Raw genomic sequence first — 13,582 nt, 5'->3', positions numbered from 1 at the left:
AATCGTTCCGAACCGCAGTTCCAGCACTCTACGCGGTCAGTATCGCGCTCAGACATGCTGACCACCCACCGTTTCCGCCGGATCGACACCCGCCGGATTGATTACGTGCGACCAGGCGAGTTTCGCGACCTCGTTCTCCGAGCGCTTCCCGCCGACCTCGTACCACCGATCGGTGAGCAACTCGTCGACCAGCGACGCCGGCACGATCGCTCGAGCGACCTGGGGAAGCCCCGGCCGGGGTAAGTAGACGACGAGCAGGTACATCCCGCCGGCCTCGAGCAACCGGTCGTGTGCGTCGCGCTTGACGTAGAACCGCCCACGCGTCGACCTGCTCCCGTTGCTCGTCTCGATCTGACAGCCCTTGATCTCGATCGGGACGTCCGGCTCGACGAGAACAATCCCGTAGAACGGCAACGACGTCGTCGGCTCGAGAAGCGTCGTCGTCCGTGCGTCGTGCCAAGTCGCCGTCCGGTCACCGACGTACTCGATCTCTTCGATCGACTGAATCAGGTGCGCCTCGAGCGCGTCGCCGCTCGCCTTCGGACTCTCGAGGGCCGAGATGCGCGAACTCACAGCGGACCACCTCGGGCTCGGCGAACCTCTCGAGCACACTCAGGGCAGAGGCGGCGCGTCGCCGGAACCGACACGTCACAGCGTTCGCACTCGTCGGACTCGACGAGACGGCTCATCGAGAATCACCGTCTTCAGGAACAGACCGTGTGTGAGACGACCGACGCTGGATCCACGTGAGTCGTGGACTGTTCTTAATACCCAAATATCCGGGAATAGAATTGAAACGAATAGGCTCGTAAGGCCGGTTGGGCATGAATGCACGATGCTCGGAGTGTGACGATGGGTGGGGGGAACTGCTCGAGACGTACGTGCGCGAGGATGGGACGTTCGCGAGTTTCCAATGTACGAACTGCGACCACTCGTGGTCGCTCCCGTTGTAAGGCGCTCGGATGACACCCCCTTTAATTCTAATCCGTCGTCTCGAAGTGCCGGGCGCCCGCGATCCTCTCGCTCGAATGAACGTCTTTTTTGGACGACTTACACGTGAGTTCTCACAGGGGTTGAAGTTGCCTCCATGCACAACACCGGGCGGGGTGATTGCCTTGCGCGACCACAACCGCGTTGTGGGCGTGTGTAATCGCTGTGGCTCGGCATATGCAGCGAAAGAACTCTTGGACGGCAGTATTCGCCCTATTGGAACTGAGCGATGTTCCTGTGGGTCGAACCAATTCCAAGCGCTTCGGTGAATCGGGCCGCTCCCAACCAATGCAGTCGCCCCTTTTCTACACTCGTGTCGAGTAGACGCGCAAGTCGACCCGGTTCCACAGTAACCGGTCACACCGACTCACCTCGATTCTCGAGCGCACGGCGAACTTGCTCGTCCGTCGCGTGATGAGCAGGGTGAACGATGGAGACCCCGCTGTCGACGTTGTACAGACGACTAGCGGGGACGAACTCAGAGAGGAACTCTTTCGAGCAGTTATCGACAGAGTTTTTGTCCAGCGTTTGACCACTGGACGAATGTCGGCAATTCACGCGCCGACACCTCCGCTGTACCGCGGTCGGCCATGACGGAGGATTTCAGTTGCCCGCCCGGCGAGTCCACTCCGTTTACTTTTGCATCTCGAGGGAAGCTCATACGCTCGAGGCGACCCCGTACGAAAGATTCGGAGAGGGTTCGACGCCGAGGACTCTGTGGAGAGGGATCGATTTTGGCGGCACGAAAGCAAATGGGCCCGTGAGGCCCACACAGTCGGTGTGGGCGCTTGTTCTGACGGTTGCCGAACACATCCGCTCGAGCCTCTAGTAGCTACTGAACGTCAATGCGCATCCGATCGTCGATCCGTCTGGCGACCGGTGTGTAAACCGTTTCAGTTGTTACTAGACTCCAAATGGGTGTACCGGGACGTCGCGACTGGACGGCTCACAGTGGGTTGTACTGGTTTACCGTCCATCACCGCGGGGGTTTGACCGCGTGTTCGTCACTTCGAGTTTGCGGCCGTCTTCTCGACGTACGCTTCGGCAACCCGGACCGCGGCGAAGGCGAGTCCCATCACGAACGCGCCCTGGAACGGGCTTGCCGCGACGGTAGGGTCCGCCTGATCGAGAAACGCGAGAACGACGAGGACGAGCCCCACGAAACCGAGAATCCACGCTAACGCTCCAAACAGGTCCGTTAATCTCCAATTAACCATATCTGACAACACCAATGTAAGTACTTAATAATATCGATGAGATAACCCAGAGTTTGCACCGAACGCACGTCGTGGGTTGACCCCATATTGTGGGTTCGACACCTAGAGCGGCACCTCTGGGCCAAATATATAAGCACCAATCTGAGTCGAGTGGAGATCCCACTATTACTAGTTTTATAGCAATTCCATAGCACTTATATTACATTTCTCGAAAAATACGGTGATGCCACTTTCAGAATTTCGGGAAGAGCTCGAGGCGATCGATCGCCAGCTCGTCGAGGCAATCGGTCGTCGCGTGGAGAGACAATCGCAATCCAGCGTGGATCGATCGACCGTAGACGAGCGTGTTCGTGACGGGGCGCGTGACCGGGGACTCGCAGTCGACGACGTCAGCAGGATTTTCGAACGACTCGACGAAGCCGGTCAGGGGAGCGAATGAGCGGCGAGAATTCGAAAGAGCGCTGGGGCGTACTCCGTCGTGCGCTACTCGTTACGGGCGCGGTGAGCATCGCCGGCTGTATGGACGTCGGTGCTTCGGAGACGGAACGGACGGACGCGGACTCCGAACTGGCTCCCGTCGATGAGGAGATACTCGAGTTGATCGACGAGCGAATGGCGATCGCAGACGAGATCGGGAGGATCAAAGCCAGGGAGGGACTTCCTGTCGAAGTTCCAGAACAGGAATCGGTCGTGTTAGACCGTGTCGCAGACGATGCCACGTCGGAAGGAGTCGATCCGGATCTCGTCCGGGCCGTCTATCGCGACCTCCTCGAGATGAGCAAAGACGTTCAACGACGACACGTCGAAGACGAAAACTCGGGCGAGGAGACCGTAACGGAGTAGACGGCGTCAACGCGAAATCGATCCCCGTTCGAACCAGGGACAGCTGTCGGTGCTGGGATCGGGTCGTGCCGTATTCCGGGTTGTGTGCGTCGATTACGGTAGCCACTGTCCGTCGTTGCACACCTGATCACTGCAGTAGCCACTGTCCGTCGTTGCACACCTGATCACTGCAGTAGCCACCGTCCGTCGTTGCACACCTGATCACTGCAGTAGCCACCGTCCGTCGTTGCACACCTGATCACTGCAGTAGCCACCGTCCGTCGTTGCACACCTGATCGCTAGAGTGATCGGCGATCAGTGTGTAACCCGTTGCAGTTGTTCCTATCGATTCCGTTCAGTAGTCGATCGCATCGCCGGTCGAGATCGTTCCGGAGTCGACGACGTTGGCGTTCAGTCCGCCGCGGTGAACCAGTGCGCTGACGGCACCCTCCGTTCGTGCGAGCGATTCCATGTAACTGCACGGTTCACAGAGGCGAACGCCGACGAGCGTCGTCTCCCCGACCTGGAACTCGCGGTCGACGAGGTGGTTCAACGGAACGCCTCGAGTCAGAAGGTTTCGCCTGGTATCCTCCGGTCGTATCTCCGTCTCATCGTCGCGGCTCGCGGCCTCGAGCGCTTCGGCCTCGATGAGCGTCACGTCGGTTCCTTCGGGAAGGTCGTCGCGGCGATCGTAGAGCCCTCGTTCACGGAAGTACCGATCGCCGCGAAGCCCCTGTCCGGCGATCGCTTCGACGGTATCGATCTCTTGCATTCGTTCGCCGGAGTCCGGTGTCGTATAGATCCCTTCGACGGTTCCCGTGTCGGCCATACTCCCCCGTTATTTTGCACTGACAAAGCTGTTCGGAGAGCGAGCGAAACGGATCGATCTCGACGAGCAATTCATATGACGTGCGAGCACCTCTCTGTAAGTATGAGAGAGTTCGTCTTCGCCCTCGAGTACGAGTCGGGAACGAACCCGGTCGCCGACGTACTCGCCGAGTATCCGGCGACGTCGATACGATCGTTGTCGTGTCACGTCAGCGCGGACAGTCTCTGGCGAGTCGATCACGCGAACGGGTCCGACGAGGCGCTCGAGGCGCTCGAGCGAGCCTACGAAACGGCCGACTACTTCGCCGACTGCCTGGTCAAAGACGACTGTGGCGCGGACTGTGAGGTTCAGGTTCTCGACCGGTCGAACGAGACGCTCGTGGTCTACACCTACTGGGAGCGAACCGAGGTCTGTACGTCGGTTCCTCACGTCGCCCTCGAGCACCTGGGCGACGGATTGCTGTTCGAAACGTACCGCGAGGGACGGCGGTACCGATGGCGGATCGTACTGGGAAACGACGCACCGATTCACGACTTTTTCGGCGCACTCGGCGACGAAGTCGGTGAGTGTACGGGAATGGAGATGCTTCGGCTGACGGAACTCGATCCGGCGCGCAACGACGCCGATACCGATCACGAAAACGGACTCCCTGACGAACAGCGGGAAGCGCTGCACGCGGCGGTCGAACGCGGTTACTACCAGACCCCGCGAGGGGTCGAACTCTCCGAGCTCGCGGACGAACTCGGTATCCCGCGCTCGACACTCTCCTACCGGCTCCGTCGTGCCGAGTCGGCCCTCGCGACGTCGTTCGTCGAGGCGGACGATTCACTCGAGCAGTTGACTGTGCGACCCTAACTCGGCCCACTGCAACGCTCTGTTTGGCGCACGCCAAACAACTCGTATCCCGGATCGCCGCTTACGAGGAGGTGATGAACGAGTCCACCCCCGAGAGGCCGCCGGACTCGAGCCGGACGCTCGAACTGCGGGTTCCCGAGATGGATTGTCCCTCCTGTGCGGGCAAGGTGACTAACAGCGTCGAAACCCTGGACGGAATCGACGATACCGACGCGCGAGTGACGAGTGGTCGGCTCGTCGTCGAGTACGATACGACGGTCACGGGCGTCGAAGCGATCCGCGAACGCGTTCGGGCCGCCGGCTACGCCGTCGAGTCCACGGAGACGGAACTGACGCTATCGGTTCCCGACATGGACTGTGCCTCCTGTGCGTCGAAGGTCGAGAACGCGCTCGAGGGCGTCGACGGCATCGCGATGGTCGAGACGCGCCCGGCATCGGGTCGGGTAACGGTTTCGACGACGGACGACGCCGATCTCGAGGACGTCACCGCGGCGATCGAGTCGGCTGGGTACGAGGCGGCTGCGATCGGTGACGACAGTGATCCCCTCTCCGAGACGCAGGCCGTCTGGAAGAGCCGCCGCGCCGTCGGGACGGCGATCGGTGCCACGTTCGTCGCCGCCGGGATGATCCTCGAGTTCGTCTTTCCGTCTGTCGATCCGACGCTGGCGTTGATCGCCACGGGGCCCGTCGATCGGACGTACGAACTGTCACACCTCCTGTTCGTCGCGGCCGTGGTCGTCGCCGGTACGCCGATTCTGCGGAACGGCTACTACTCCGTGCGCAACCGGAGTCTCGACATCGACTTCCTGATGACCCTGGGAATCATCGCGAGCGTCGTTGCCCACCACCCCTTTGAGGGGGCGATGCTCGCCGTGTTGTTCTCGGTCGCCGAACTCCTAGAGCGGTTCTCGATGGACCGCGCCCGGGACTCGCTGCGGGAGTTGATGGAGCTATCCCCGGAGACTGCGACCGTCCGCCACGGGGACGGGAGCGAAGAGACGGTTCCGGCCGACGAACTCGCGGTCGGCGACACCGTCGTCGTCCGTCCCGGCGAGAAGATCCCTGCCGACGGCACCGTCCTCGAGGGCGAGAGCGCGGTCGATCAATCGCCGATCACCGGCGAGAGCGTTCCCGAGGACAAGACAGCGGGCGACGAGGTCTACGCGGGGACGATCGCCGAGTCGGGCTACCTCGAGATCGACGTCGAGAGCCCGGCGAACGACTCGACGCTTGCACGCATCATCCGACTGGTCGAGGACGCCGAACGCGAGAAGAGCGACCGCGAGCAGTTCATCGACCGCTTCGCCAGCATCTACACGCCGATCGTCGTCGTCATCGCGGTTGCGGCTGCGGTCCTGCCGCCGCTCGTCTTCGGCGCGTCCTGGAGCTACTGGTTTATCGTCGGCCTGACGTTGCTCGTGATCTCTTGTCCCTGCGCGCTGGTCATTTCGACGCCCGTCAGCGTCGTCTCCGGGATCACCAGCGCCGCCCGGAACGGCGTCCTGATCAAGGGCGGCAAACACCTCGAGGCGGTCGGCGACAGCGACGTCATCGCGGTGGACAAGACGGGGACGCTGACGACCGGCGATCTCTCGGTGACCGACGTGATTCCGCTCGAGGGGGCAGACGAGGCTGACGTCCTCCGGCGCGCGGCGGCCGCGGAGCGACGAAGCGAACACCCGATCGGGCAGGCGATCGTCGGCTACGCGGACGAAGAAGGCGTCGCATCGGCCGAGAACGAGCCCGACGTATCCAACTTCGAGGCCCTGACCGGAAAGGGCGTCCGTGCAGAGGTCGACGGCGACACCCACTACGTCGGGAAGCCGGATCTGTTCGACGGCCTCGCCGATCTCGAGCACGTCCACGCGACGACCGACGGTGGCGTGGCGAGCGAGGCGCAAAGCGCCTCGGACAGTCGCGCGGGGAGCGGTGCGAGGTCTGAGCGGAGCGAAGACCTCGATGCGAACGGAGAGCGCGAGCGATCCGTGAGCGAAGCGACCCGTAAGACGATGGGCTACGAGACGACGCCCCAGCCCCGGTGTGATCGTGAGGGCTGTCTCGATGTCCTCGAGGATCTCGTGCCGGATCTCGAGGCCGAGGGGAAAACGGTCGTCGTCGTCGGGACCGAAGACGGACCCCTCGGCGTCGTCGCCGTCGCGGATCGCGTCCGTCCGGAAGCCAAGTGGGCAGTTTCGCGCCTGAAAGAACGGGGCGTCCACGTCGTCATGTTGACCGGCGACAACGAGGGAACCGCCCGCGCGATCGCGGACGAAGTCGGCATCGACGAGTATCACGCCGAGTTGCTCCCCAACGAGAAACTCGAGTGGATTCGGCGAACGCCGGACGAGTTCGGTGAGGCGGGTGGGGCAAACGTCGCGATGGTCGGGGACGGGATCAACGACGCACCCGCTCTGGCGACTGCAACTGTCGGTATCGCGATGGGGGCGGCAGGAACGGATACTGCCCTCGAGACGGCCGACGTGGCGCTGATGGGCGACGATCTCACCCGCCTGCCCTACCTCTACGAACTCTCGGAGAAGGCAAACGGCGTCATCCGCCAGAGCATCTGGGCGAGTCTCGCCGTGAAGGCTGTCCTCGCCGCCGGTGCACCGTTCGGTATCGTCACGGTGATCCACGCGGTCGTCATCGGCGACATGGGGATGAGCCTCGGCGTGACCGGTAACGCGATGCGGCTCGCAAACGTCGAACCCGAGACGCCCGACGACTCCGCACTCGTCCGCTAACACCAGCTAGCCCCGGACAAATTGCCACACCGCCTCGAGTCCCGGCCGCCCGTCCTGCCACCAGAGCGCGATGCCGGCGACGAAGATGACGGCCTCGAGCCACAACGTCGTGATCTCGACGCCGGCGACGGTCCCGAGTTCCTTCACGCCACTGTACTCCGGCATCGGCGTGATCGGCCAGAGAAGGAAGCCGAGTTCGTCGTAGTCGCCGGCGAGCACGTGCCACGGCATGTCGGTCGCGATGTGCGAGAGGATTCCGATCGCGAAGGCGACGCCGAGCAGTTCGCGGTCTCGAGCGCGGGTGTAGAGCCAGACGACGGCGACGAGCGGGACGACGAACAGCAGCGAGTGGCCGATCGTTCGGGTTACCCCGGTGATCCCGGCGGCGGCCAGCGACTGGTCGATCAGATCCGGCAGTGCCGCGCCGCCGATGGCTGCGAGCGCCGGGGCGTCGGCCGGCGGGCCGTCGAGACGCCAGCGCGCGTAGGCCGCATAACAGATGTAGCCGACGACGAGGTGGACGACCGGTTGCATCCGTCGGTAGTGGTTACGCGCTCGAGTCGGGTAAACAGTTGCCCGGAGATTAAAGCCCTCCAAACACACGTCAAAGGCATGCTACCCGCCGAATTGCATCGTTTGGGACGGTCGGTAAGTGTGCTCGCCCCCAACATCATATGTATGACAGAAATGCCCGCTGACGACCGCGAACCGACCGGTGTTGCGCGTGGGAGCTCCGGCGGCGCAGCCGGCGGTTCCGGCGTCGCAAACCGAATTGAACCAGAGCGCCGGTCGTCGTCGGACGGCGAGGGTCTCGAGTACGACGTCGTCACGACGCCGGTACTCGTCATCGGCGCCGGAGCGGCGGGTGCTCGCGTTGCCATCAGCCTCGCCGAGGCCGGCCTCGAGCCGCTGGTGATCGGAAAGCGCGATCACGGCGACGCACACACGACCTGGGCGGCCGGCGGGATCAACGCCGCACTCGGCTCCCTCGACGAGGAAGACGACTGGACGATTCACGCCGCGGACACGTTGAACGAGGGGCACCATCTGAACGACCCCGAAGCGGTCGAACTGACCGCCAGAGAGATGCCGGATCGGATCCGCGAACTCGAGGAGTGGGGAATGCCGTTCGACCGGGCTGACGACGGGGCGATCAACCAGCGGTACTTCGGCGCGCAGTCGTACCGTCGGACCTGCTTCGTCGGCGATCGGACCGGTGAGGCGATGCTCGAGACCCTGATCGATCGAGCACGCGAACTCGAGATCCCCCACCGCGAAAACGTGATGATCACGCGGTTGCTCTCGGACGGTCGGCGCGTCTTCGGTGCTGCCGGCTTCGACATGGAGTCGGGCCGCGGACTCCTCTTCCGCTCGAACCACGTCGTTCTCGCAGCCGGCGGCTTCTCCGCGCTCTACGATCGACACTCTTCGCGAGACGACGAGAACAACGGCGACGCACAGGCGCTGGCGCTGGAAACCGGTTCCCGACTGCTCGACCTCGAATTCGTCCAGTTCCACCCGACCGGCATGGTCGGCGAACGGTACGGCGAGCAGTGGGACGGACGACTCGTCACCGAGGCCGTGCGGGGCGAGGGCGGACGACTCTACAACACCGAGAACGAGCGGTTCATGGAGCGATACTCGCCGGAGCAGATGGAACTCGACGCGCGAGACGTCGTCGCACGGGCGATCGCCCGGGAGATCGACGCGGGACGTGGCACCGAGAACGGCAGCGTCTATCTCGACATCTCGCATCGCGACGGCGACTACATTCGAGAGCGGTTGCCGCGGATGGTCGAGCGCTTCACGTCCCTCGGCGTCGATATCACCAAAGAGCCGATCGAGGTCGCACCGACCGCACACTACACGATGGGTGGCATCGACATCGATTTCCACACCGGTGAAACCGGCGTATGTGGCCTCTACGCCGTCGGAGAAGCCGTTTCTGGCGTCCACGGTGCGAACAGACTCGGCGGCAACTCGCTCGCCGAAACCGTCGCAATCGGCAAACTCGTCGGTGACCACGTCGCAACCGAAGTCGGCACGTCGGACGGCTCCCCGTCGGTGACTGACGAGCAACGAGCCCTCGCCGAGCGAGAGTTTCAGGCACTCGAGTCGCTTGCGGCTGCCGACGGAGACGTGTCGCCGACGACGCTACTCGCGGAGCTCGGCGAGTTGCTGTGGCACCACGCCGGCATTCTTCGTGACGAGTCAGGGCTCAGGGCTGGGCTCGAGGAACTCGAGGTGCTCCGCGATCGAACGCGCGACCTGCGCGTCGACGGCGGGATTCCCTCGCGATCGTTCGAGTACGCCGTCGACCTCTCGTTTAGCCTCACCGTCGCCGAAGCGACGCTTCGAACGGCCTTGGCCCGAACCGAATCCAGAGGGGCACATCACCGAACCGACTACCCCGAGACCGGTTCGGACTGGCGTGTCTCCCTTCTCGTATCGGCCGACGAGGGGCAGTTCGCGATCGACCGTCGCGAGGTCGACGAACCGAGCGCCCCCGTTAAAGCGGCACTCGAGGAAGGATACGAACTCCACTACCACCACCTCGAGTGACAACTGCGGCTGAGACCGAGACCGAGAGGGCTTTGACCCCTCGAGTCCCTTCCCTTCACCCAGATGCTAGACGAGGCAGAATCCGTGCTCCGGAGCGATCCCGTGATGGCGACACTCCTCGAGCGACACGAGCCTTACGTCGAACCCAACTGGGACGAATTCGAACGACTCTGCATTTCGATCATCAACCAGCAACTCTCGACGGCGAGCGCCGCAGCCGTCCGCGAGCGGTTCTTCGACGCCCTCGAGCACGAGATCACGCCCGAGCGTGTCCTCACAGCGGACGACGACGTACTGCGCGACGCGGGTCTCTCGCGACAGAAGGTCGAGTACACGCGAAACGCCGCGCGAGCGTTTCAGGAGTACGACTACTCGCGGGCAGGGTTGGCCGACCACACCAACGAGGAGGTGGTCGACCTGCTGACCGAGATCAAAGGCATCGGCGCGTGGACCGCCCGGATGTACCTGTTGTTCGTCCTCGAGCGCCCTGATATCCTCCCGCTGGGTGATCTCGCTGTCCGCCGCGGGATCGAGCAACTGTACGCCGACGGTGAAGAGTTGACCCGCGAGGAGATGCGCGAAATCGCCGAGGTCTGGCGACCGTATCGCAGCGTCGCGACGCGATACATCTGGGCCGAATACGAGTCAGACTAACGATGGAGACGCCGTCGGAGCCGGTGAAAGCGGAGCCGGAGAAAAAGCGGTTTACGCACCGCCGCGACCCGCGTAATCAGATACGATGAACGAGGCGCCATCCGGTCTCGACACACGGCGGCGAACCCGATCGAAAACGTACGGATAAAAACGATCGACGGGAACAAGATCGTCTTCAGGAGCGAGTAAGGGCCGCTACTGTTCGAATCGGGATGGGTCGTCGGTCGACGACCAACCGAAGTAGTGAACGTCGTCGTGCGCTCGACGCCCGATTACTCGAGGTCGAAGCGATCGAGCGTCATCACGTCCGTCCAGACGTCGACGAAGTTGCGAACGAACTTCTCCTCGGCGTCGTCGGAGGCGTAGACGTCCGCCGCGGCTCGAAGCCGGGAGTTCGAACCGAAGATGAGATCCGCACGGGTGGCCGTCCACTCGAGTTCGCCGGTCTCCCGGTTTCGCAGTTCGAAGATCTCGCCGTTTTCGGAGTCGGCGGGCGCTTCCCATCCCATGATGTCCTGGGACTCCTCGGACGTCTCCCACTCGTAGTCCATGTCGAGGAGGTTCACGAAGAAGTCGTTGCTCAGCGTCTCCGGGCGGTCGGTGAGGACGCCGAGTTCGGAGTCCTGGTAGGTCGCGTTCAGCGCGCGCATTCCGCCGACCAGAACCGTCATCTCGGGCACCGTCAGGTTCAGGAGATCGGCTTTGTCGACGAGCAGTTCCTCCTGGGAACGGTCGGCCTCGTCGCTGTAGTAGTTACGGAAGCCGTCGGCTTCGGGTTTGAGCGCCTCGAAGGAGTCGACGTCGGTCTGTTCCTGGGATGCGTCGGTGCGGCCCGGCTCGAACGGAACCGCGACATCGTAGCCCGCCTCGGCCGCGGCCTCTTCGACGGCCGCGTTGCCGCCGAGTACGATGAGGTCGGCGAGCGAGACGCGCACGTCGTCGGATCGCGAGCCGTTGAACTCCTCCTGGATCTCCTCGTAGATCGAGAGCACCGTCGCGAGTTCGTCGGGCTCGTTGACTTCCCAGCTCTTCTGGGGCTCGAGGCGGATTCGCGCGCCGTTGGCGCCGCCGCGTTTGTCGCTATCGCGGTAGGTCGACGCCGACGCCCAGGCGGTTTTGACGAGCTGGGAGATCGATAGCTCCGAGGCGAGGATCTCCGCTTTGAGCTCGTCGATCTCGGCATCGCCGATTAGGTCGTAGTCGGCGTCGGGGATCGGGTCCTGCCAGAGCATCTCTTCGTCCGGCACTTCCGGACCGAGGAACCGTTCCGACGGGCCCATATCGCGGTGGATCAGCTTGTACCAGGCCTTCGCGAACGCCTCCTGGAACTCCCGGGGGTTCTCCTGGAAGCGCTCTAGGATCTCCCGGTAGTCGGGATCGCGCTTGAGCGCGATGTCCGTCGTCAGCATCATCACGTCTTCCTTTTCCGAGGGATCCTCCGCGCCCGGAGCCGCCTCGTCGAGTTCGCCGTTTTGGGTGGTCCACTGCCAGGCGCCGCCGGGGCCCTTCTGGGGCCACCACTTGTACTCGAGCAGGTTGTCGACGTAGCCCATGTCCCACTGGATCGGCGTGGCGTTCCACGGGCCCTCGATCCCGCTGGTGATCGTGTCGGCCCCCTTCCCGGAGCCGTGGCTGCTCTCCCAGCCCAGCCCCTGTTTGTCGATCGGGGCCGCCTCTGGCTCCGGTCCGACGTGGTCGTCCGGGTCGGAAGCACCGTGAACCTTCCCGAACGTGTGGCCGCCGGCGATGAGTGCGGCCGTCTCCTCGTCTTCCATCGCCATCAGGCCGAACGACTCTCTGATCCGTTCTGCGGACTTCTCCGGGTCCGGCTCGCCGTCCGGGCCTTCCGGATTGACGTAGATCAGACCCATGACAGTGGCGGCGAGGGTTCCTTCGAGTTCGCCCCCTTCGGCGAACCGGTCGGACGCTTCCCACTCGTCTTCGGGCCCCCAGTCGACGGCGTCGTCGGGCTGGTAGTCGTCCTCGCGTCCGCCGGCGAAGCCGAACGTCTCGAACCCCATCGACTCGAGAGCGACGTTTCCGGACAGCACCATCAGATCGGCCCACGAGAGTTTGCGGCCGTACTTTTGCTTGACGGGCCACAGGAGCCGGCGTGCCTTATCGAGGTTCGCGTTGTCCGGCCAGCTGTTCAGCGGCGCAAAGCGCTGTCGACCGCCGGCGGCGCCGCCGCGACCGTCGCTGGTTCGATACGTTCCGGCGCTGTGCCACGCCATCCGGATGAAAAGCGGCCCGTAGTGGCCGTAATCGGCCGGCCACCAGTCCTGGGAGGTCGTCATGACGTCCTCGATGTCGGCCTTCACTTCGTCGAGGTCGAGTTTCTCGAACTCCTCGGCGTAGTCGAAGTCCTCGTCCATCGGGTCGGACGGGCGGACGTTCTGATCGAGCATCGAAACGCTCAACCGATTCGGCCACCAGTCCTGGTTTGATCGAGTCATCACCCGGCAATTGTCGCGTTCGCCTATTAAGATTGTCTAACTCGATAACGAAGTCTTCGACTTCGGTAAAACTTTCTTTCGGATCAGTGGATTCTCCGGCGTGGCCAGCGTAGGCCGAGTGACGACACGCATCGGGGATCGGCCCGAAGTCGGAGACGGCACAGACCGGGAAAATCGGAGACGACATGAACCAGGAAAGATCACTGTGTGGGAACCACGCACTCGAGCGCTGACGGAATTCCCCGCGAGTCCATCTTCACTCCACTCAAACAATATACGAGAGCCGTTACGTCGTGCTGACAGGGGACGTCTTCAACGGCCTTGAGACAGTCGAGAGTCGTCCAACAGTCGTCCGAGTAGTGCAAGAAGAGTACTGCCGAAGCCAACAGCAACGGCTCTACGGGCGCACAGATGCCTCTGAGCGACCAAGAGTATGCCCGTGAACCGCCAGAC

11 protein-coding genes are annotated in these 13,582 nt (G+C 63.2%); 6 read left to right on the top strand and 5 right to left on the bottom strand.

The features are described 5' to 3' along the window. Nucleotides 1–48 precede the first annotated feature (48 nt). Nucleotides 49–573 (bottom strand): PD-(D/E)XK family putative nuclease, encoded by a 525-nt coding sequence (locus AB7C87_RS01700; protein ID WP_369727669.1) that lies wholly within the window; start codon nt 571–573, stop codon nt 49–51. A 1,421-nt stretch (nt 574–1,994) separates the two neighbouring features. Continuing rightward, nucleotides 1,995–2,150 carry a hypothetical protein gene (locus tag AB7C87_RS01695; protein ID WP_369727668.1) on the bottom strand — a complete coding sequence of 52 codons (156 nt, stop codon included), beginning with the start codon at nt 2,148–2,150 and terminating at the stop codon, nt 1,995–1,997. 280 nt (nt 2,151–2,430) lie between these two features. On the opposite strand from AB7C87_RS01695, the gene AB7C87_RS01690 reads away from it, so the two are divergent. Together AB7C87_RS01690 and AB7C87_RS01685 are read left to right on the top strand one after the other, a co-directional pair. Beyond that, a complete protein-coding gene (locus AB7C87_RS01690) occupies nt 2,431–2,646 on the top strand; it encodes a hypothetical protein (RefSeq protein WP_369727667.1) in 216 nt (71 codons plus the stop codon). After that, nucleotides 2,643–3,050: a chorismate mutase gene (locus AB7C87_RS01685; RefSeq protein ID WP_369727666.1), complete on the top strand. Its 408-nt coding sequence runs from the start codon at nt 2,643–2,645 to the stop codon at nt 3,048–3,050. The genes AB7C87_RS01690 and AB7C87_RS01685 overlap by 4 nt, the downstream gene beginning before the upstream one ends. A 334-nt stretch (nt 3,051–3,384) precedes the next feature. Here the strand turns inward: AB7C87_RS01685 and AB7C87_RS01680 are convergent, their stop codons facing one another. Further along, nucleotides 3,385–3,858, bottom strand: a complete 474-nt coding sequence (locus AB7C87_RS01680) for an MOSC domain-containing protein (protein WP_369727665.1) — start codon at nt 3,856–3,858, stop codon at nt 3,385–3,387. 102 nt (nt 3,859–3,960) lie between these two features. Between AB7C87_RS01680 and AB7C87_RS01675 the strand changes: the two genes are divergently transcribed. Then, nucleotides 3,961–4,713, top strand: coding sequence for a helix-turn-helix domain-containing protein (locus AB7C87_RS01675; RefSeq protein WP_369727664.1), 753 nt, complete (start codon nt 3,961–3,963; stop codon nt 4,711–4,713). A gap of 74 nt (nt 4,714–4,787) precedes the next feature. After that, nucleotides 4,788–7,457, top strand: a complete 2,670-nt coding sequence (locus AB7C87_RS01670; protein ID WP_369727663.1) for a heavy metal translocating P-type ATPase — start codon at nt 4,788–4,790, stop codon at nt 7,455–7,457. 6 nt (nt 7,458–7,463) lie between these two features. Here the strand turns inward: AB7C87_RS01670 and AB7C87_RS01665 are convergent, their stop codons facing one another. Next, complete coding sequence (locus AB7C87_RS01665; protein WP_369727662.1) at nt 7,464–7,991, bottom strand: metal-dependent hydrolase; 528 nt, start codon at nt 7,989–7,991, stop codon at nt 7,464–7,466. A 144-nt stretch (nt 7,992–8,135) separates the two neighbouring features. On the opposite strand from AB7C87_RS01665, the gene AB7C87_RS01660 reads away from it, so the two are divergent. Both AB7C87_RS01660 and AB7C87_RS01655 read left to right on the top strand, forming a co-directional pair. Further along, nucleotides 8,136–10,019: an L-aspartate oxidase gene (locus tag AB7C87_RS01660; RefSeq protein ID WP_369727661.1), complete on the top strand. Its 1,884-nt coding sequence runs from the start codon at nt 8,136–8,138 to the stop codon at nt 10,017–10,019. Between the two features lie 63 nt (nt 10,020–10,082). Next, nucleotides 10,083–10,673: a DNA-3-methyladenine glycosylase family protein gene (locus tag AB7C87_RS01655; RefSeq protein WP_369727660.1), complete on the top strand. Its 591-nt coding sequence runs from the start codon at nt 10,083–10,085 to the stop codon at nt 10,671–10,673. A gap of 272 nt (nt 10,674–10,945) precedes the next feature. Here the strand turns inward: AB7C87_RS01655 and katG are convergent, their stop codons facing one another. Further along, nucleotides 10,946–13,129: a catalase/peroxidase HPI gene (gene katG / locus AB7C87_RS01650; protein WP_369727659.1), complete on the bottom strand. Its 2,184-nt coding sequence runs from the start codon at nt 13,127–13,129 to the stop codon at nt 10,946–10,948. Nucleotides 13,130–13,582: the final 453 nt, after the last annotated feature.

Origin of the sequence: Natrarchaeobius versutus (assembly GCF_041205745.1) — an archaeon.
GTDB lineage: Archaea > Halobacteriota > Halobacteria > Halobacteriales > Natrialbaceae > Natrarchaeobius > Natrarchaeobius versutus.
The sequence above is the reverse complement of the archived record's forward strand: the minus strand, read 5'-3'. Positions and strand labels throughout refer to the sequence as shown.

Bases quoted from the DNA above. Each gene is read 5' to 3' on its own strand.
- AB7C87_RS01675 (WP_369727664.1), top strand. From the start codon at position 3,961: ATGAGAGAGTTCGTCTTCGCCCTCGAGTACGAGTCGGGAACGAACCCG.
- AB7C87_RS01655 (WP_369727660.1), top strand. From the start codon at position 10,083: ATGCTAGACGAGGCAGAATCCGTGCTCCGGAGCGATCCCGTGATGGCG.
- AB7C87_RS01660 (WP_369727661.1), top strand. From the start codon at position 8,136: ATGACAGAAATGCCCGCTGACGACCGCGAACCGACCGGTGTTGCGCGT.
- katG (WP_369727659.1), bottom strand. From the start codon at position 13,129: ATGACTCGATCAAACCAGGACTGGTGGCCGAATCGGTTGAGCGTTTCG.
- AB7C87_RS01670 (WP_369727663.1), top strand. From the start codon at position 4,788: ATGAACGAGTCCACCCCCGAGAGGCCGCCGGACTCGAGCCGGACGCTC.
- AB7C87_RS01690 (WP_369727667.1), top strand. From the start codon at position 2,431: ATGCCACTTTCAGAATTTCGGGAAGAGCTCGAGGCGATCGATCGCCAG.
- AB7C87_RS01685 (WP_369727666.1), top strand. From the start codon at position 2,643: ATGAGCGGCGAGAATTCGAAAGAGCGCTGGGGCGTACTCCGTCGTGCG.
- AB7C87_RS01680 (WP_369727665.1), bottom strand. From the start codon at position 3,858: ATGGCCGACACGGGAACCGTCGAAGGGATCTATACGACACCGGACTCC.
- AB7C87_RS01665 (WP_369727662.1), bottom strand. From the start codon at position 7,991: ATGCAACCGGTCGTCCACCTCGTCGTCGGCTACATCTGTTATGCGGCC.